Origin of the sequence: Prosthecobacter sp. (genome assembly GCF_044222565.1) — a bacterium.
Classification (GTDB): Bacteria; Verrucomicrobiota; Verrucomicrobiia; order Verrucomicrobiales; family Verrucomicrobiaceae; genus Prosthecobacter.
On the sequence record NZ_JBGANA010000016.1, the window covers coordinates 129,802 to 148,381 of the forward strand.

16 protein-coding genes are annotated in these 18,580 nt (G+C 59.0%); 8 read left to right on the forward strand and 8 right to left on the reverse strand.

The features are described from left to right. Positions 1–55: 55 nt before the first annotated feature. A complete protein-coding gene (locus tag ACILSR_RS21940; RefSeq protein ID WP_395751941.1) occupies positions 56–1,024 on the reverse strand; it encodes a glycosyl hydrolase family 18 protein in 969 nt (322 codons plus the stop codon). Positions 1,025–1,364: 340 nt separating this feature from the next. Between ACILSR_RS21940 and ACILSR_RS21945 the strand changes: the two genes are divergently transcribed. Together ACILSR_RS21945 and ACILSR_RS21950 are read left to right on the forward strand one after the other, a co-directional pair. Continuing rightward, positions 1,365–1,895, forward strand: a complete 531-nt coding sequence (locus ACILSR_RS21945; protein WP_395751942.1) for a hypothetical protein — start codon at positions 1,365–1,367, stop codon at positions 1,893–1,895. Between the two features lie 430 nt (positions 1,896–2,325). Then, the gene (locus tag ACILSR_RS21950; protein ID WP_395751943.1) at positions 2,326–3,087 is read left to right on the forward strand and encodes a hypothetical protein; all 762 of its coding nucleotides are present in this window, start codon (positions 2,326–2,328) and stop codon (positions 3,085–3,087) included. Between the two features lie 168 nt (positions 3,088–3,255). Here the strand turns inward: ACILSR_RS21950 and ACILSR_RS21955 are convergent, their stop codons facing one another. Next, positions 3,256–4,011, reverse strand: coding sequence for a class I SAM-dependent methyltransferase (locus ACILSR_RS21955; protein WP_395751944.1), 756 nt, complete (start codon positions 4,009–4,011; stop codon positions 3,256–3,258). Continuing rightward, entirely contained in the window at positions 4,008–5,180 is a 1,173-nt protein-coding gene (locus tag ACILSR_RS21960; protein ID WP_395751945.1) for a hypothetical protein, read from the reverse strand. The genes ACILSR_RS21955 and ACILSR_RS21960 overlap by 4 nt, the downstream gene beginning before the upstream one ends. Before the next feature lie 164 nt (positions 5,181–5,344). On the opposite strand from ACILSR_RS21960, the gene fabV reads away from it, so the two are divergent. Both fabV and ACILSR_RS21970 read left to right on the forward strand, forming a co-directional pair. Beyond that, positions 5,345–6,538, forward strand: coding sequence for an enoyl-ACP reductase FabV (gene fabV, locus ACILSR_RS21965; RefSeq protein WP_395751946.1), 1,194 nt, complete (start codon positions 5,345–5,347; stop codon positions 6,536–6,538). An 8-nt stretch (positions 6,539–6,546) separates the two neighbouring features. Beyond that, positions 6,547–7,125 carry a TMEM175 family protein gene (locus ACILSR_RS21970; protein ID WP_395751947.1) on the forward strand — a complete coding sequence of 193 codons (579 nt, stop codon included), beginning with the start codon at positions 6,547–6,549 and terminating at the stop codon, positions 7,123–7,125. 3 nt (positions 7,126–7,128) lie between these two features. Here the strand turns inward: ACILSR_RS21970 and ACILSR_RS21975 are convergent, their stop codons facing one another. The 3 genes from ACILSR_RS21975 to ACILSR_RS21985 are packed head-to-tail and all read right to left on the reverse strand — an operon-like array spanning position 7,129 to position 11,479. Then, the gene (locus ACILSR_RS21975; protein WP_395751948.1) at positions 7,129–8,373 is read right to left on the reverse strand and encodes a lactonase family protein; all 1,245 of its coding nucleotides are present in this window, start codon (positions 8,371–8,373) and stop codon (positions 7,129–7,131) included. 16 nt (positions 8,374–8,389) lie between these two features. Then, positions 8,390–10,081: a CocE/NonD family hydrolase gene (locus tag ACILSR_RS21980; RefSeq protein WP_395751949.1), complete on the reverse strand. Its 1,692-nt coding sequence runs from the start codon at positions 10,079–10,081 to the stop codon at positions 8,390–8,392. A 30-nt stretch (positions 10,082–10,111) separates the two neighbouring features. Continuing rightward, on the reverse strand, positions 10,112–11,479 hold the full coding sequence (locus tag ACILSR_RS21985; RefSeq protein ID WP_395751950.1) for a sugar transferase: 1,368 nt from the start codon (positions 11,477–11,479) through the stop codon (positions 10,112–10,114). Positions 11,480–11,565: 86 nt separating this feature from the next. Between ACILSR_RS21985 and ACILSR_RS21990 the strand changes: the two genes are divergently transcribed. The 4 genes from ACILSR_RS21990 (at position 11,566) to ACILSR_RS22005 (ending at position 16,801) form a co-directional block, all read left to right on the forward strand. Then, a complete protein-coding gene (locus tag ACILSR_RS21990) occupies positions 11,566–12,276 on the forward strand; it encodes a type I 3-dehydroquinate dehydratase (protein ID WP_395751951.1) in 711 nt (236 codons plus the stop codon). 1 nt (position 12,277) lies between these two features. Continuing rightward, a complete protein-coding gene (locus tag ACILSR_RS21995; protein WP_395751952.1) occupies positions 12,278–13,345 on the forward strand; it encodes a D-alanyl-D-alanine carboxypeptidase family protein in 1,068 nt (355 codons plus the stop codon). 97 nt (positions 13,346–13,442) lie between these two features. After that, positions 13,443–14,186, forward strand: coding sequence for a platelet-activating factor acetylhydrolase IB subunit (locus ACILSR_RS22000; protein WP_395751953.1), 744 nt, complete (start codon positions 13,443–13,445; stop codon positions 14,184–14,186). A 74-nt stretch (positions 14,187–14,260) separates the two neighbouring features. After that, a complete protein-coding gene (locus ACILSR_RS22005) occupies positions 14,261–16,801 on the forward strand; it encodes a c-type cytochrome (RefSeq protein ID WP_395751954.1) in 2,541 nt (846 codons plus the stop codon). A 70-nt stretch (positions 16,802–16,871) separates the two neighbouring features. Here ACILSR_RS22005 and ACILSR_RS22010 read toward each other — a convergent pair whose 3' ends face one another. Both ACILSR_RS22010 and ACILSR_RS22015 read right to left on the reverse strand, forming a co-directional pair. Then, positions 16,872–17,057, reverse strand: a complete 186-nt coding sequence (locus ACILSR_RS22010; protein WP_395751955.1) for a hypothetical protein — start codon at positions 17,055–17,057, stop codon at positions 16,872–16,874. 157 nt (positions 17,058–17,214) lie between these two features. Then, a complete protein-coding gene (locus ACILSR_RS22015) occupies positions 17,215–18,483 on the reverse strand; it encodes a Gfo/Idh/MocA family protein (RefSeq protein WP_395751956.1) in 1,269 nt (422 codons plus the stop codon). Positions 18,484–18,580: the final 97 nt, after the last annotated feature.

Genomic DNA, 18,580 nt, shown 5'->3' on the forward strand with positions numbered 1-18,580 from the left:
TGAGAATACCCAAAAGCCACATCCCATGTCCAGCCTGCAGTTTTTGGCAGTGCGTCTAGTTTAGCGCCCCGTGCAGGGCGGACAGCAGCGAGAGCTCCCCCTTCGCATCCGAGTTCAGCGACCAGATCATCACCCCGCCAAACCCTTGCTCCCGCACCAGCCTTGCCTTGGCCTTCATCGTTCGCAGTCCGTTGTACCAGATCGTATCCCCCGTCTCATCCACCTCCGCAGCCCTGGCATCCTGCTTCACCAGGTCCGCGTAACAGTACTCCTCCTGCCGGAAAGCCTTGCCAAAGCCCCAACCATAAAACGGCACCCCCAGCACCAGCCGCTCCCTGGCCATGCCACGTCCCAGCCAGTAGTCCAAGTTCTGCTGCGCAAACTCCAGCGATGAATGCGGGCCGCCTTTCTTCGGCTGCCACGGTCCCGTCGCGTCGTACGCCATCACATTCACAAAATCAAAGCACCCCAGCGCCGCCTCCGGCACATCCTTGCCACCGTACCCCTTGGACAGCGCCGCCGTCAGCAGTTTGTTCTTCGCCTTCAGGGCGGCCGCCAGCTCCTGAATAAACGCCCCATAGTCCCCGTTGATCGCCGGCCCTTCGAGATCCACGTCCATGCCGTCAAACTCATGCGCGCTCACGTAAGCCGCCAGCCTCGCCACAAACCCCGCACGCTTCGCGGCGCCGATCAGCTCAAAGTACCGCTTTCGCATCCCCTCGTTCTCCGAGGCTGATCCGCCACCTATCGATACCAGCACTTTGACGCCATGCGCATGAGCTTCCTTGATAACCACCTCATCCCCTTCATGAAACGAAAGCGAGCCCTCCGCATCCCGCGGATTCTCAAACGCCAGGTTGATGTGCGTGATCTTCGCGTAGTCGATCTGCGGCGCAAAGACCTTCAGGTCCGTCCAGTTCGGCACATACGCCACCACCTTCGGCTGCGCCCCAGCCACGCCGGTGAGCACGAAAGCCACAGTGGCGAAAAACAGCCGGAACGCTGAAAGAGGGGCGGAAAGCATGGAGAACACAACAGCAGACAATACTCCGAATAAATCAATACCGCAGGAAATGTAATCTCAGAGCTCCAGCGCTCAAGGCTGCTTGAGTGTGGCACAAAAAGTAACAGTCAAAGTTGCTCGGAAGTCATTGATGTAAAACCTCCGTCTCCGAACTTTTTACCACTCATCCATTACCAGCATCCTCACCAACCCTCGAGACTCTTGACCGCAACGAAAGTGATTCAGGAGCCCTCATTCAGAAAATATTCTCTGCGGTCTTCTCATCTCTTGCGTTGCAAAATCACTCGCTCCCTAAATTCCATTTACGCCACCCTCCAGTCGTGACACAATCCCCAACATCATGAGCAGCCGCATCAGCTTCGGGATCATTGGCATCACAGCCATCGCCCTCGCCGCCATGCTGTACTCTCAGCTCCATCAGTCGGCAGCCACAGCCCGCGCCATCCGGGAAAAGACAGCGGAGGAGGCACCGTCAGTTCAGACCCCGCTGCCACCAGCCCCCGTCATCCTGCCCGATCTCGTCCCCGCTCGTCCCGCACCCGCAAAGAAAGGCAAGCCTCCACCCCAAGACCCTGCGGCGCGCGCCGCCCTCAGCCTGGTGGGAAAAGACGCCACAGCAGAGCAGATCTGGCTGGAGGCCATCAACAATCCAAACCTCCCCAGGCAGGAGCGCTCAGACCTCATCGAAGACCTGAACGAAGACGGCTTCTCCAATCGCAAGCAGCCCACCCCTGCCGATCTCCCCCTCATCGAAGCCCGCCTCAAACTCATCGAACGCCTCATGCCCGAAGCCACCGACGAGACCAACCTCAACGCCTTCGGCGAAGCCCGCAAAGACCTCATCAATCTCCGCGCCAAGCTCGGTCAATAACCACCTCAGGCCACTTTCGCTGGCATCATCTCATGCCCACCGCATCAAATGCCGAAATCGACCCACCCGGCGCCGTATGGCAGCAGCGACTTCAGCAGGCTCCGGATCAGGCGCACTCACGTCGGCCCTCTGAAAGCCCGTAGGGCTGTCACAATCGTAGCCGTGGGTGCCAACCCACGGACCTGCATCACCCACACCCCTCAAATCGTGGAACCGCGTAGCGGTGACACAAACCTCCCTCCGCTCTCAACTCTCAACCCCCAGCTCACCAGCATCTGCACCTCCTGAATCTCTCTTCAACTTCCGGCCATAAGCCCACGAGAACTCGATACATCCTGCAAATCATGGCCAGGCTTGCCGCATGAAAACGGCTGATGATACAGCATTTTAAAATTGCCTCTCATCCCGGTTTTCACGGAGGATAGTCCTGATGCACCTCATCAGACACTTCATCGCGCTGACGGTCTCATTCCTCTGCGTGGCTTCCCTCAGTAGGGCCCAAACAATGGCGACGCAATTGTTTCTTCCGAACGGTACTTTGGAAAATAGACCTGCAATCGGCGAGCACTCCACTGAGGTCATTTGGCATCCTAAAAGTGGTGGGCACGAGCACGTGCACACCACAAGTGGCGGAGATAACAATGATTGGACGATTGAGGCAGCATTTGCATCCGAGGGAGTTCTGTCTCTGTGCAGAGGCGCCAGCACTGGAGCGCTGGAGCATTGGCAGTTCAGAAAGAGCGGTTCCGATTGGAAGCTCGCGGCCCGGGCGTTTCTTGGCAGCGGAACCGATGTATATGGTGTCACCATGCCAGACGCTCAAACCATCGAATTCGGGCGCAAAGATCGCACTATCGACAGATTAACCGTCTCAAATCGGCCCATCGGTGGAAATTCGCTCTATCGAGAGGTGATGATCAATGGGAAAGAACTCAGGCCATACAGTCGAGATGTAAGCGTGATAGTAATCACGGGTGAAAAGGTTCCTGAAGGGTCCAGTCCTCAGAGCGCTGCGCCACCTCTCAAATCCGTGCCAGCGCTTCCATCAGTAACGCCCCAGAAAGCCCCTTCATCTGTGCCGTTATCTCAAGCCAGCGAAGTCCCGATCTCAGCCACTGCTTGGAGCTTCATCGCAGCCCTGGCCGTGGTTGCGCTGGGTCTTGTGTGTTTGCTGCTCAAGCGGCGTGGGTGATGCAGGGGGAAGCGGGCCAGGGTGCAAAAAATCAAAAATACCCTCTGACGAACCATCATCAACTCCTCCTCCGCTCTTCTTCATCCACTTCTTCCCCTCCCTCTCTTCCGGACAAACCACCGTCAACAACAGTCAACCACCGTCAACCATCGTAAACTCCCGCCTCCTCTACCGCCCCACATGCACCCGCGTGTCATACTCAAAGCACACCTGCCCTGACACCTCATAGGCCTCAAAGATCCGACGCAGTTCCGCCAGCATCTCCTCATGCCTCGGCTGTCCCTCCGCAGGCGCATAGGAGCTGGAAAGCAGCCGTCCCTTCAGCCCCTCAAAATCGAAGCGCTGCTCATTCGCAAACGTGTGCGTCACATACGCCCCCTGGAAGAACGCACTCAGCGCATCCGCATTCACGTTCTCATGCCGGATCGCCGTGTAGTCCGTGCCAAACGTCAGCAGCAGTTGCTCAAAGGCCTGCAGAAACGGCGTCGCATCCAGCTTGCGCTCATTCCAGATCAGCACCACCCGCCCTCCCGGTTTCAGAATCCGCGTAAATTCCGCCCGCGTCTCCGGCGTGTTGAACCAATGAAACGCCTGCGCCGCCACAATGAAATCCACGCTCGCATCCGCCAGCGTCGTCTCCTGCGCGCTCGCTGCCACACTGTGAAAATTGGGAAAATGCGCCAGCAGCCGCTCCGCCGCCTCCCTCATCTCCCGGTTTGGCTCCACCGCATGCACCCCATTCCCCGCACGCAAAAACAGCTCCGCCGAAATGCCCGTCCCCGATCCCACATCGGCGACCACCGACTGCGGCACCAGCCCCGCCTCCCGTTGCAGCATGGCGATAACCTCCTGCGGGTAGCTCGGGCGATACCTCACATAGTTCTCCACCCGGTCGGAGAAGCGTTGTTCAGGGGCGGCGTTCATTGCATCACCCGAAACACCGTCTTGTCATTCTCCTCTTCGTGGAAACTGCTCCACGTGTAGTCAAAAACATACTCCGCTGTGCGCTTGTCCGCCCAGGTGATGCGCATCTTGTTATTCGCCAGCGTCTCCCACTGCGGCAGTCCTTCAAAGCCATAGCCCGTGGCCGTGTGATCAGCATGAAACTGCAGCTCTCCCTTCTCAGCCTTCCAGCGGCTTTCCGGCAGCCACTTCGTCAGCTCATTCGCATCCTGCGGCCCATAAAAACTCTCCGGCAGAATGTGCTCGTTTTCATACCGCCGCACCTCATGCCGCACCCCATCCTTCACATACGCGATCCACAAGCTCTTCTGCCAGTAAGGAATGGGATCAACGCCCATCGACTCTGGATTGAGCGCAAACCACGTCCTCTTCTCCTCCACCAGTTCCTTCAGCTTCATCGTCACGTCCGCATTTCGGTCCCCGCTGCCCCACATCCCATACAAGATCTGCACCGGCCACCGCTTCGGCGTCACCAGTTCCTTTGGCGCCGCAGGCTGCGTCACCTCTTTGACCGGCACCGATTCCACCACCGGCTTCGCCTGGCCTTTCGGCGCCACATACTTGATCCACGTCGAAGCCCCGCCACCCCACAGCGGCTTGCCCGAAAACCCCGCCCCCGCATTCTGCCTCATGTGCTCATCCCCCTCCTCCCAGGGCTTGGCGATGGCGCTCGCCCGCACCTCCGTCCCCTCATCCCGGCGGCGGATGAAGTCCCTCACCCGGTCCGGATCATCGCACGCCGACCAGGCTTCCATTGCCGGATCCGACACAAAACCGAACTCATTTTCACCCAAAATTCCCGCCACCGCGAAGTATTTCGAGCCGCCCCAGCGCAGGTGATTATTCACCACATGAAACACCAGCCAGTCCCCCGGCCGCACCTCCACATCCATCCGCTCCACCGTCGCCCCAAAGATTTCATTCAAAAGCACCCTCTTTCCATCCTCAATGCGCTTCCCGTTTTTGTAAGCCTCCACCACAAAGTCATCCGTCACCGTGATCAGATGTCTGGCCACCACATTTTTCCTTTCTTTGCCCTCCTTTGCCGCTCCCTGCGCGGAAATGTCGGCAAGGAGCGGCGCAGCGGCTCCCAGGTAAATCAATAGACTCAGCAAGATCGAGGCATTCATAAAGGCAGGAGGTGGAAAGAAGATGAAAAACGGCGCAATTTACCATCGGCGGTCATCCAAGACACGAACTCATTTCCTCCCTTCTTGGGGTGCGGGCCGGATTCCAGCCGGGGAAAACCAGTTGCCAGCCCCCCTTCGGCTGCTAACGCTCAGCCACCCAATCTATGATCGTCGCCCCTAAAATCCGCGGATTCATCTGCACCACCGCACACCCCACCGGCTGTGCTAAACACGTCGCTGAACAGATCGCCGTCGTAAAGTCACGCGGCCCCATCGCCAACGGCCCCAAGAAGGTGCTCGTTGTTGGCTCTTCGACTGGTTATGGCCTCTCTTCCCGCATTGCAGCTGCGTTTGGCTCCGGTGCCGCCACCATGGGTGTCTTTTTTGAGAAACCCGGTGAACCAGAGCGCTGCGGCACCGCGGGCTGGTACAACTCCGTCGCCTTTGAAAACGAAGCCATGGCCGCCGGACTCTACGCCCGTTCCTTCAATGGGGACGCCTTCTCCGACGCCATGAAGACCACCGTCATCGACGCCATCAAGGCGGATCTCGGCCAGGTCGATTGCGTGATTTACAGCCTTGCCTCCCCACGCCGCACCCACCCGAAAACTGCCGAGGTTTTCAAATCCGTCCTCAAGCCCATCGGCTCCGATTCATACACGAACAAGAACCTCAACACCGGCAACGGCGTGGTGAATGAAGTGACCATCGAGCCCGCCAACGAAGACGAAATCGCGCAAACCGTGGCCGTCATGGGTGGTGAAGACTGGGAAATGTGGATCGATGCGCTGCAAAGCGCCGGCGTTCTCGCCGAAGGCGTGCAGACCGTGGCCTACAGCTACATCGGGCCCGAAGTCACCTGGCCCATCTACAAGAACGGCACCATCGGCCGTGCCAAGGAAGATCTGGAGCGCGTGCAGCGCGTGCTGGACGGCAAGCTCGCCCTTCTGAAGGGCAAGGCCTGGGTCTCCGTGAACAAGGCCCTCGTTACGCAGGCCAGTTCCGCGATTCCCGTGGTGCCTCTCTACATCTCCTTGCTCTACAAGGCCATGAAGGCCGAGGGCACCCATGAAGACTGCATCGAGCAGATGGACCGTCTCTTCCGCGAGCGCCTCTACAACGGCAATCCGCAGCCTGATGAAGCTGGACGCATCCGTGTGGACGACTGGGAGATGAAACCCGCTCTGCAGGAGCTTGTGGGTCAGCGCTGGGCCGAGGTGAACACCGAAAACCTCGCGCAGCTCGGCGACTTCGAAGGCTACCAGACCAGCTTCCTCCGCCTCTTCGGCTTCGGCCTCGCAGGCGTGGATTACAACGCCGAGGTGGACACTGGCATCGCCGTGCCATCGATTGCCTGATTTTTCCCATGGAGACGAACCGGCTTGAGGCTTTCAGCGATGGCGTGTTGGCCATTATCATCACCATCATGGTGCTGGAGCTGAAGGTGCCGCATGGCGCCGATCTGGAGGCGCTCAAGCCGCTGCTCCCCGTGTTTCTCAGCTACGTGCTGAGTTTTATCTACGTGGGAATCTATTGGAACAACCATCACCACCTGCTGAAGGCCTGCCGCAGGGTCACAGGCCCGATCATGTGGGCGAATCTGCACCTGCTCTTCTGGCTCTCCCTCTTTCCGTTCGCCACCGGATGGATGGGGGAGAACCACGTCGCGCCCCTGCCCACGGCGCTCTATGGCGTGGTTCTGCTCTGTGCTGCCATCGCTTACTACATTCTGCAGAGCTGCATCCTGAAAGGGCAGGGGGACTCCAAGCTCGCCGGAGCCTTGGGCAGCGATCTCAAAGGCAAGCTGTCACCGTTGGTCTATCTCGCCGCCATCGGCGCCGCCTTTTACCAGCCCTGGATTTCCGCCAGCTTCTACGTCGCAGCCGCTCTTGTCTGGCTCATCCCAGACCGCCGCATCGAGCGTGTGATCGCGGAATGCGAGTGAGCCCTATTTTTCCTTCGCCAGGTCCAGGAACACGATGCTCGAAGGATTGCCCACCGCAGCATAGTGCCCGGTGAAGGTCAAAGCTCCGGTTTTCTTATCCACGCGGAAAATGGCCACGTTGTCACCACGCTGGTTGAGGCAGTAGAAAAACTCGCCGGTGGGGTCAAAGTTGAAGCTGCGCGGATAGTCCCCATGAGTCCATTCCTCGCCCACAAAGCTGAGCGTGCCGTCTTTGCCCACCGAAAAAATGCCAATGCTGTCGTGCAGACGGTTTCCGGCATAGACATATCGGCCGTCCGCGGAGACCAGGATTTCCGAGCAGAAATTGCTGCCCGCAAACCCAGGCGGCAGGCTGGAGATCGTCTGCCGTGAGCTGAGGCGGCCTTTGTCAGCATCATAGTCAAACAGCACCACCGTGGAGCCTTCCTCCTGAAGCGAGTAGAGCCAGCGGTTGTTGGGGTGAAACGCAAAATGGCGCGGACCGTCTCCTGGCGGCAGCGACACATGGGGCGGATCATTGGGTGTCAGTTTGCCCTGCTTTTCATCAAATTTCCAAACGAGGATCTGATCCAGCCCCAAATCGACGGACAGCACATGACGCCCCGAGGCATCTGCCGCGATCATGTGCGAGTGCGTCTGGTCATGCCCGCTGAAGGCAAAGCTGCCGGGAGGCGCATTCGTGGCCTTCTTGGGGCCGATGGTGCCGGCATCCTGCTTGAAGTCCGTGGCTTCGCCCAGGCTGCCATCCGCCTTGATCGGCAGCACTGAGGCGGAGCCGCCGAAGTAATTGGCCACCAGCAGATAGCGTCCTGAGGGGTGCAGGCTCACATACGTCGGACCCTTGCCACCAGAGCTGACTGTGTTCAGCAGTGTCAAATGACCATCCTTGGGATTGATCCCGAAAGCGCTGACAGATCCAGCTTCATTTTCGCCCTGATGGTCCGTTTCATTGGTGGAATACAGGACCGTCTTCGCAGCGTTGAAGGTCAGGCAGTTCGGGCTGGTGCCCAGCTTGTGAATGCCGATGGGCTTCATGGCCCCGGTACTGCGATTCACTTCAAACAGGTGAATGCCCTGTCCGTTTCCAGGCGGCAGGTCCACCTGTGTGGGCTTCATGTTTTGCAGCGGAGAAGTGAAGGTGCCCACGTAGGCGATCAGCGGCGCCGGGTCCTTGGCATGAACCGTAAGGGCTGCGCTGGCAGCGAGCGCTGTGCTGAGGAAAGAACGGCGTGAAATGAGAGAGAGCATGAAGTGGTGGGAATGATTATTTGATGATGGGCAGAATCACGCGGGAGGAATGCGCTGAGTCATGCCAGATGGTGTTGATGGCGCTCACGCCGGGTTCGGTGATGAAATGGCTGATGGGGGCGCCGGTCTGCGTATTGGGTTCAAAGTAGGGCGCGCCAGTGCTTCCCATGGTGATGCGGATGCGGTGGCCTTTGTTGAAGATGATGCTGACCCAGCCGATGTCCCAGGAGAGCTTGGCCACTTCTCCCGGAACCAGCAGCTTCTGATGATCGAAACCTTCACGATATCGTGCGCGCAAAGGGTAGTCCACGATCAGGATGGAGCGGCCGTCCGGATAGACGTCCGTCACGCGCAGGAAGAAGTCTGTATCCTTGGCGGTGGAGGAAACAAAAGCCTCGGCCTTGATGCGGCCGGTGACTTCCAGCGGTTGCGTCAGCACCTCGCTCGTCCAGGTGCGGACCTCCGCCTGTTCTTCAAAGCCGCGTGCATCGCGTGCTCCGGGAAAGCCGGTGTAGGGCAGGCTCATCGGATGCACGGGATCGCTGAGATAAGAGGTGCTCGCTTTGGCGGCGGACGGCTTGGCGGGGGCCAGTTTGCCATCTGGCTGCAGGAACCAGTCAGCACTTGTGCTGGCGGGAGGAAAGTCTTTGGCCTCGCGCCACACATTGCCGGGTGCGCCTTCCTCGCCGGTGGCACCCATGACGTAGTACTTCACCGGTGTGTCTTTCTCGATGCCATTGTCCTCACCTTTGAGGTAGTGGTTGAACCACTTCGTCATGTGCGCATAGACGTCGAACATGGCATTCTCAGGGAAGACCAGTTCACCGATCTTGTTCGACTTTGGATAGCCGCCGTGCAGCCAGGGGCCGATGATGAGCTGCTGCTGGCCGCGTGAATTAGGGCCGCCGTGCTGGTTGCGGCCGATGAAGCTGGCCACGCTGCCCTGGCACATGAAGTCAAACCAGCTCCCAATCGTGAAGCAGGGGTAGTTCATTTTGTCGAAATGCAGGGAGGCATCTTCGTCCTTCCAGTATTGGTCATAGTCCGGGTGCTGGTCCCACTCGCGCAGCATGTCCTCATTGTCCTTGATGTCGCGAGCGACGGCACCGCCCTTGATGAAGCGCTGCGGCTTGGTGGCGCCGCCGATGCGGTAGCCCTCATGATACAAGCTCAGTCCTGTGTCTGTCATGTACTGCGCCACGAGATGCGGCGGCTGGGTGACGGCGAGATAGTTCTGCGCATAACCGGCCTGGGAGCCGCCATAAGTGCCGATCTTGCCGGTGCACCAGGGCTGGGCTGCCATCCACTCGCAAACATCATAGCCATCGCGCAGCGGGCCCCATTGCAGGCCGCGGTAGCCGCGGTACACGCCCTCGCTCTCATGCGTGCCGCGGTAGTTCACGAGAGCGATGACGAAGCCGCCTTCGGCAAACTTTGCGGCGGCCTTGCGCGATCCGGCGCTGCTGATGTCCGCGTAGCGCTGCTCAAAGATGGCCGGGAATTTGCCCTCACCTTTGGGAAAGAACACGTAAGCGGAGAGCTTCTTGCCATCGCGCATGGGAATCATGAGGTGCTCCTCACGAACGGTGCCGAAGTCGATCTTGGCGGGAGCCGCGGCGTGCAGGGAGGCGCAGGCGGCGAGGGAGAAAAAGAAAGCGTGGCGCATCAGTCCATTACGGGTGCCATGGACGGCACGTTTCAGCCACATGCTATGCGAAAGAGGCGAATCCTGATACTCTCAGCTCGCGCCGATGCCACGAATCACCGCAGGCAGCGTTTGCGCCAGGATGCGCAGATCCAGCCAGAAGGACCAGTTGTCGATGTACTTGAGGTCCAGCGCGACCCATTCCTCGAAGTTCTTGATGCCGTTGCGTCCGGTGACCTGCCAGAGACAGGTGAGGCCGGGTTTCACGCTGAGGCGGCGGCGCTGGGCGTGCTTCTCGATGCGCTGAATTTCATAAACAGGCAGGGGGCGCGGGCCGACGAGGCTCATCTCTCCGCGCAGCACGTTAATGAGCTGAGGCAGTTCATCGATGCTGGTGCGGCGCAGCCAGCGGCCAAAGGCAAAGATGCGAGGATCATTCGTGATTTTGAAGACCGGTCCGTCCATCTCATTGTGGGCCTCCAGTTGCTGGCGCTGAGATTCCGCGCCCACGTGCATGGTGCGAAACTTCCACATGGTGAAGGGCTTGCCGTAATGACCGGCGCGTTCCTGCTTGAAGAACACCGGGCCGCGCGAGCCCAGCCGAATGCCGATGATGGCCACCAGCCATACCGGAAGGGAAAGCACGAGAAGAATGAGCGCTCCGACGAAATCCACGATGCCTTTGGACAGAAGTTCCCAGGAGGCTTGCGGAGTGGAATGAAACACCAGCATGAGACGACCGCCCAGAACATCAAAGGTGGGCCGGGCGATGGCGGTCTGGAAAAAGTCCGCAGCGATCCATGCCTCCACGCCTTCCGTTTCACAGGCCTGGACCGCTTCTTCGATTTTGCTGAAATGCACATGCTGTGCCGCAAAGAGTACGCGGCTGATGGAGTGCTCATGGAGGGCCTCCACCAGGTCAGAGATCGGGCGCTGCATGATGTCGATCTGTCCTACGATCTCGATTTCGGCACTTTGCGTGCTGGTCATGCTGGCCACGAAGGCCTCCAGGTCTTTCTGAGCCCCTGCGATGATGACGCGTTCACGTCCTTTCCCAGAGGCCATCTGCCGCCGCAGGATGTCGCGCTGCCAGGCCTCGCGCAGCAGCAGTGACAGGGCGCCGAGCGCGACGGAAAACACGACTACGGCGCGGCTTTCCACCGTCCATTTGAAAAACACGATGCAGAAGGCGATGCACATGCCGATGACGGCCAGCGCCTCAGCCAGCTGGCGGAGCGAGCGTGCGGGGGTCTTGTTATAGATGTTGGAATAAAACCCCCGGGCTTCCAAAATGATAGGCGTGAACGGGGCCACCAGCGCGATCACCCAATAAAATCTATCGATGGGGGGGATTTCAACGGCATCCGGAAAAAACACCGGCACAAGATCGGCACGCAGATAATGACCGAACCACAGACAGAACGCCAGCAGCGTGGTGTCGAGCAGTTCGGTGAGCTGCAAATTGATTTCTTGCTTCCGGCCCAGCATAATGCGCGTAGGATACTGAAACTTCTTTAGATTTATTAAAATTATACTCAAACTAGCCAATGGGACAACTTGTTTCCAACAAAAGCCTGCTTTTCTCCTCCCGTCCCCTAGCCGTGGGGGTGCTTGCAGATGCTGCTGCCTTTGAACACTTTACCTCGCTCGATCCGGCCAACCGCGCCAACCTCTGCGATGTGGCGGAACTGCGTCTGGATCAGTTGAAAATACCGGCGGCAGATCTGCGTGCCGCATTGGCAGGCAACGAAATACCGCTCCTTTTGACCGCAAGACATCCGGCGGAGGGTGGCCAGGCACCGGAAGATCCGGCTGCCCGGGCAGCCATGATCGAGCCCCTGCTGGATCTTGCGACACTCATTGATGTGGAGCTGCGCAGTGCGGCACAGATGCAGGGGACCCTGCAAAAAGCGCGTGCGGCCGGCGTGGGCGTGGTGGGTTCCTTCCACGACTTCCAGGCCACTCCGGCTGATGAAGTACTGCGTGGCGCGGTGAACTTCGCCCAGCAGGCCGGTCTGGACAGCGTGAAACTGGCCACCTACCTGAACACTCAGGACGATCTGGCACGGCTCATGAAACTTGCAGGGGACACCCACCGGCTGCGCCTTTCGGTCATGGGAATGGGCCCCCTGGGGCGGGTTTCCCGGCTGGTGCTGGCTAAATGTGGCAGTCTGCTGAATTACGGCTTTATTGGTGCCTCAAATGCTCCCGGCCAGTGGCCCGTGGCCCGCCTGAAAGAAATCCTCGCTGAACTTTGAAATGATGACCTCCCGAAAGTTTCATCCCCTCCGCCATGGTCTGCTGGCGGGTCTTTTCTGCATTTCCGTGACTGGATGCGGGGACCCTAAGCGCGAGCAGCAGCTCCAGTGGAGGGAGGAGGAAGTCGAAGCCAAAGCCGCCGCCATTGCCAAGCGGGAGCAGGATTTTGCCGGAGAGAAGCAGATGATCGCTCAGGCCAAAGCCGACATCGCCGCGCGCGAGGCCGCCGTGGAGCAGCTCAAGAAAAAGCTGGAGACCCAGCTCGCTGAAGAGATCGAAAAAACCAAGAAGATCCGCAGGGAGATCGAGATCAAAAACCTCCGCGGCTCCATCCCGCAAATCAGTGCCGGACGCTGCATCATCATCGATCCTGAGAATGGTGATGTGCTGTTTGAAAAAAATCCCGATCAAAAGGGGGCAATCGCCAGCACGACGAAGATCATGACCGGTCTGCTCGTGGTGGAAGCCGGGGACCTCGACAAAGTGGTCACCATTGAGCTGGCGGACACGCAGTGCGCTCCGGTGCGCATCGGCCTGAAGGTGGGGGAAACCTACACCCGCCGCCAGCTGCTCACCGCCATGCTGGTGAAAAGCTCCAACGACATCGCCCAGGCGCTGGCCCGGGACAATGCCGGCAGCGTGGCCGCTTTTGCGGAAAAAATGGACGCCCGTGCGCAGGCGCTCGGCCTCAAAAACACGCACTTCGTCAATCCGCACGGCCTGCCATCCCTCACCGACGAAGATCCCTACTCCACGGCACGTGACCTTGCAGTGATCGCCAAGGAGGCGGACAAGCTGCCGGACATCCGCGCCATCGTGAAGCTTCAGAGCTTCAAGTTCATGAAGCCTGACGGAAAGTTTATCGAGCTCTCCAATACCAACCGCGTGCTGCGTTCCGCCAGTTACTGCGACGGCATGAAAACCGGCTATACGGAGGCTGCCGGCTACTGCCTGGTGGCCACTGGCGAGCGCAATGGCCGCCGCCGCATCGTGGTGGTGCTGAACGACAGCCACGACGGTGTCTGGCGTGACGCGCAGGCACTGCTGGACTGGGCGCTGAAGGCGTAAGGGATAGGTTGGGACCTTGTGGTCATACGGACATCAGTCGTCCTTGAATCCGCTTGCGGGTTCCATGGCTTCCCGGCATCATCGCCGTTCCGAAACCATGAAACTCCATACCCTCCTGCTTGCTTCCTTCTGTGTCGCTGCCGCCAGCGTTGCTGAAACCGCCAAGAATCTCGCCATCGATCCCAAGCCCCGTGAAGGCGGCTGGGTAAAGCGCCATGAGAGCTTCAATGAGATCTCCAAGAAAGGGGAGGCGCAGCTGGTGTTTCTGGGAGACTCGATCACGCAAGGCTGGGAGAAGAATGGCAAGGAAGTCTGGGACAAGACCTGGGAACCGATGAAGGCGGCCAATTTTGGCATCGGAGGAGACCGCACGGAGCATGTGATCTGGCGTCTGCAAAACGGCAACTTTGACGGCATCAAACCCAAGCTGGTGGTGCTCATGATCGGCACCAACAACACAGGCCACCAAGGCCGGCCGGCTGCCGAGCACGGCGGCGCAGTGTATTCCAGCAGCGCTGAGCAAACCGCCGAAGGCGTGAAGATGATCCTCGACATTCTGGGCAAGAAGCAGCCGCAGGCCAAGGTCCTCCTCCTCGGCATCTTCCCCCGCGGCGCGACCAAGGACGAACCCATGCGCAAACAGAACGTCGCCACCAACAACCTCATCTCCGGCTTCGCCGACAACAAGCGCATCTTCTACATGGACATTGGCAACACCTTCCTCCAGCCCGATGGCACCCTGCCAAGGGAGATCATGCCAGACCTGCTCCACCTCAATGCGAAGGGCTACCAGCTTTGGGCTGACGCCATCGAGCCCAAGGTCAAGGAACTCATGAAGTAACAAGCATCCGAAAGCGGGGACATCTGGTCCCCGCTTTTTTAATGCATTCACTTTACGCTGATATTTTTCCAATCATGAAAACTGTTCTCATTCCGCTGTTTCTTTTCGCGACTTCGTCCTTCGCGCAACTCGCCGATCACGCGACGCCGGTAGATAAAATCAAAGTCGCCAAAGGCTTTAAAGTAGAGCTGCTTTACTCCGTTCCCAAGGAGCAGGAAGGCTCGTGGGTCTCCATGACTCAAGATGACAAAGGACGCATGATTTGCAGCGACCAATACGGCGCGCTGTATCGCGTCACTCCTCCCGCATTGAATGGAAGTCCCGGCGAGACGAAGGTGGAAAAGCTCAGCATCGACTTCGGTCACTGCCAGGGTTTGCTTTTCCATGCAGGCGCTCTCTATGGCGTGGTGAATGATGAGGCCTACCAGGGGCGTGGTCTCTACCGCTGCAAGGATACGAATGGTGATGACCAGTTCGACACCGTGGAGCAGCTGCGTGCCTTTCCGGGCAAGGCTGGTGAGCATGGGCCGCATGGCGTGATCGCCTCGCCGGATGGCAAAAGCCTGTATGTGATGTGCGGCAACCAAACGCCCGAGCCAAGCTGCGAGACGAGCCTGGTGCCGCGTCATTGGGCGGAAGATCAGCTTTACCCCATGCTGCTGGGGCGCGGCTTCATGCGTGATGTGCTGGCCCCCGGTGGGTGGATGGCCAAGACGGATCTCGACGGCAAAAAGTGGGAACTGGTGAACACCGGCACCCGCAACACCTACGACATCGCCATGCATCGCAATGGCGACGTCTTCGGCTTTGATGCCGATATGGAGTGGGACACCGGCATGCCCTGGTACCGCCCCACCCGCGTGTGCTTCATGCAGAGCGGTGGCGAGTTCGGCTGGCGCACGTGCAGCAAGAAATTTCCCGTGCGGTGGGAGGACAGCCTGCCGCCCGTGGTGGACATTGGCCCCGGCTCGCCCACGGGCGTGGCCTTTGGCTATGGCGCGAAGTTTCCAGCGAAGTATCAGGACGCGCTTTACATCTGCGACTGGAGCTATGGGAAGATGTATGCCGTGCACATCTCGCCCAATGGCGGAGGCTACACGGGCGTGGCCGAAGAATTCATGAGCGCCTCACCGCTGCCTCTGACGGACATTGAAGTCTCGAAGAAGGATGGCGCGATGTATGTGAGCGTGGGTGGGCGCAAGGTGCAGTCGGGGTTGTATCGGGTAACTTATGTGGGGGATGAAAAAGCCGCAGCGATCGTGGCCAAGTTCGTTGAGGTAGGACGCGGTACCCAAGAGCTGGATTTCAAATGGCTGCTGGAGGTGGACAAAAATGACGCCTCGGAATTACGCAGGGCTATTGAAGCCACCTATGGCATGAAGGATCCCAAGGTCGCTGACGCTGTCTGGCCTGGCCTGGGCAGCACAGATCGCAATGTCCGCTTCGCCGCCCGTATCGCACTGGAGCATCAGCCCATCGCTTCATGGAAGGACAAGGCGCTCAATGAGTCCAATCCGCGTGCAGCTTTGACGGCGCTCATGGGCCTCATTCGCAGCAGCGGTGGTGACAAAGCACTGCAGCAGCCGGTGCTGACCGCGCTGAACAAGATCGACCTCAAGGCGCTCAAAGGTCTCGACCGTGTCACGCTGATCCGTGATTACATGCTCGCTTTTACTCGCATGGGAGAGCCGGATGCGGCGACGAAGGATTCGCTGATCAAGCATCTTGCGCCGCTGTTCCCCACGAATGATCCGGCCTTGAACCGTGACCTTTGCGAGGTGCTGGTCTATCTGGGAGACGCAGGCATCGTCGCCAAGGCTGAGCCGTTGGTCAATGGCTCGCCCACGCAGGAGGAGCAGATCGACTACGCCCGCATCCTGCGCTTTGCGAAGACCGGCTGGACGAAGGAACTGCGCGCTGACTACTTCCGCTGGTTCCTGCGCGCGGCGAATTACAAAGGAGGGGCGTCGTTTGACCTGTTCATCGGGGAGATCAAGCAGAACGCGCTCTCCACCATGACAGAGGAGGAGAAGCTGGCCATCAAGGATGTGCTTGATGCGAAGCCGGAGGCCAAAGCGCCGAGCTTCACGGTGAAGCCGATGCAGTTCGTCAAAGCCTGGACACTCGATGAACTTAGCAAGTCACTTGGTGTTGGACTGGAGGGCAATCGTAACTTCGCCAACGGCCGCAACATGTTTGGCGCGGCTACGTGCTTTGCCTGCCACCGCTTTAACAATGAAGGTGGTGCCGTAGGTCCTGACCTGACCAGCGTGGCAGGCAAGTACAGCCCGCGCGATCTGCTGGAGCACATTCTCAATCCGAGCAAGGAGATCAGCGATCAGTATGGCAGCACGGTCTTTACGATGCAGGATGGCAGCACGGTCAGCGGTCGCATCGCCAACATGAAGGAGAACATCATGATGGTCTGCACGAACATGATGGACCCGAACAACTTCACCAATGTGGATGCGCGCAAGGTGGTGAAGACGGAGGAGAGCAAGATCAGCATGATGCCGCCTGGGCTGCTTTTCATGCTCAAGGAGGACGACATCCTGGACCTTCTGGCCTACCTGCTGAGCAAAGGGAATCCGGATGATCCCATGTTCGTGAAGTAACTTCTTTGGCAAAACAAAGGCCCCGGTTCGTGAGAACCGGGGCCTTCGTCATTCAAAGAGTCTGAGGAAGTTACTTGGCTTTCTTGTCAGCAGAAGCTTCACCCTTCTGCTTGGCCCAGCGCTTGCGCTGAGCGTCAGCGATCTTCTTGCGGGCGGCGTCGGACATGACGCGCTTCTTCTTGGCGGGCCTGCCTGGCTTGCCCTTGGCAGGTGCGGCCTCGGAACCTCCCAGAAGCTCTGCAAGTTCAGCCTGCATGGCTTCAATTTTTTCCTGCAGAGTGGCAGCGCGGCGAAGTTGGGACGAGGATAGGTTCATAGCTTGTTTTTATTTAAACTGGGTTACAACCTCTTGTTTATGAAAGAGATAGCTCAAAGTCAAGCACATAACCTGCGGCAATCGCCCTATTTAGACCTCAGAGCTCCTTGTCATAGATGCTTTGGAAGACTTCCGCGGCATTGGGGTCGATGATCGTAATGCCATCTTTCCCAAACCGGGCCGTGACTGTGGCTCCTTTGCCTTCCTGCATGTATTTCCAGTTAAGATCGCGCACACGGGCAGCGGCATCGACCATGGCGCAGGTAATGCGAGCATCTTCCGCGGTGGGATAGAGTTCCGCCACGGCATCGCGGGATTCTTTGGCAAACTTGACCCGGCAGATGGCGACGAGTCCCACGGTGAGACTATCGACACCATAGCCGATGTAGCCTTTGCTGCCGTCAGGGCGGGTAACTTCGCGGGTAAAGTGGTTGTTGCTGGTGCGCGAGCCGCCTCCCTGGTTCCACCAGCGGAAGCCGCGATACTGCTGGTCACTTTCGACTTTGCCATCGGCGCCCACGATTTCATGGCCCTGATTGACCGGGCCTTCGAAGTCGGCGGGAGTCACCCAGTTATTGTGGAAGTTGATGGACATGCCGTTGTCGAAGTCCACGCGAACCTGCACGGCATCAAAGGCGTTGATGCCGTCGCGGATGAGGCGTTTCTTTTGCCCCACCGCGGTGAGGGAGACGGGCTTGCTGTGGTAGTAGCTCCAGATCAGGTCCGTCCAGTGCGGGCCGACGTAGCTGAAAGGATCGCTGCTTTCCACCCACTTGAAGGTGCTGGTGCTTACTTCGAGAGGTTCTTCGAGATAGGCGGTGCCATAGAGTGGCGCACCGATGCGATTCTGAATGTCATCCCGAATGCGCAGGTGGTCGGGATCGTAGCGCTTGTGCATGTCCACGGCCACGATGAGGTTTCCGGCCTTGGCTGCGGCAATGATCTCGTCGGATTCCTGAATGGAGAGGCACATGGGCTTCTCGGTGAGCACATGCACGCCTCTGGCCAGCGCGGCGAGGATGGGCTGGGTGTGCAGATGGTCGGGGGTGGCGACGGCCATCACATCGAGATCAGGAAAGGCGGCGAGGATATCAGTCCAAGGCTCATCGCCATGAAAGGCGCGAGGCTCATGTCCGGTGATGTCTTTGAATGCGGCAGCGGCTTTGAGTGCGGACTTCTCGCTGCGAGTGGCCACGGCGACGAGGTCGAATTTCACCCCGGCGAGTTCGCGGGAGTATTTGTCCAGTCCGACGCGTGCGAGCTGCCCGGCGATGCCGAAACGCTGCAGATCCGCGTAAGCACGCGCGTGAACATCTCCGCCGAACATGCCGGCGCCAACGAGGGCGATCTTGATGGTGGGTTCCATGGTAGCTGGCATGGAACGCGAAGTCCGGCGGCATGCAACCGGTCTGGCTAATACCTGAGTGCCGGGTTCGCATGTTTTGGTGAGCCTGCCGGGATTG

Bases quoted from the DNA above. Each gene is read 5' to 3' on its own strand.
- ACILSR_RS21945 (WP_395751942.1), top strand. From the start codon at position 1,365: ATGAGCAGCCGCATCAGCTTCGGGATCATTGGCATCACAGCCATCGCC.
- ACILSR_RS21950 (WP_395751943.1), top strand. From the start codon at position 2,326: ATGCACCTCATCAGACACTTCATCGCGCTGACGGTCTCATTCCTCTGC.
- ACILSR_RS21990 (WP_395751951.1), top strand. From the start codon at position 11,566: ATGGGACAACTTGTTTCCAACAAAAGCCTGCTTTTCTCCTCCCGTCCC.
- ACILSR_RS22015 (WP_395751956.1), bottom strand. From the start codon at position 18,483: ATGGAACCCACCATCAAGATCGCCCTCGTTGGCGCCGGCATGTTCGGC.
- ACILSR_RS21955 (WP_395751944.1), bottom strand. From the start codon at position 4,011: ATGAACGCCGCCCCTGAACAACGCTTCTCCGACCGGGTGGAGAACTAT.
- ACILSR_RS21940 (WP_395751941.1), bottom strand. From the start codon at position 1,024: ATGCTTTCCGCCCCTCTTTCAGCGTTCCGGCTGTTTTTCGCCACTGTG.
- ACILSR_RS21995 (WP_395751952.1), top strand. From the start codon at position 12,278: ATGATGACCTCCCGAAAGTTTCATCCCCTCCGCCATGGTCTGCTGGCG.
- ACILSR_RS22010 (WP_395751955.1), bottom strand. From the start codon at position 17,057: ATGCAGGCTGAACTTGCAGAGCTTCTGGGAGGTTCCGAGGCCGCACCT.
- ACILSR_RS21975 (WP_395751948.1), bottom strand. From the start codon at position 8,373: ATGCTCTCTCTCATTTCACGCCGTTCTTTCCTCAGCACAGCGCTCGCT.
- ACILSR_RS21970 (WP_395751947.1), top strand. From the start codon at position 6,547: ATGGAGACGAACCGGCTTGAGGCTTTCAGCGATGGCGTGTTGGCCATT.
- fabV (WP_395751946.1), top strand. From the start codon at position 5,345: ATGATCGTCGCCCCTAAAATCCGCGGATTCATCTGCACCACCGCACAC.
- ACILSR_RS22000 (WP_395751953.1), top strand. From the start codon at position 13,443: ATGAAACTCCATACCCTCCTGCTTGCTTCCTTCTGTGTCGCTGCCGCC.
- ACILSR_RS22005 (WP_395751954.1), top strand. From the start codon at position 14,261: ATGAAAACTGTTCTCATTCCGCTGTTTCTTTTCGCGACTTCGTCCTTC.
- ACILSR_RS21960 (WP_395751945.1), bottom strand. From the start codon at position 5,180: ATGAATGCCTCGATCTTGCTGAGTCTATTGATTTACCTGGGAGCCGCT.
- ACILSR_RS21980 (WP_395751949.1), bottom strand. From the start codon at position 10,081: ATGTGGCTGAAACGTGCCGTCCATGGCACCCGTAATGGACTGATGCGC.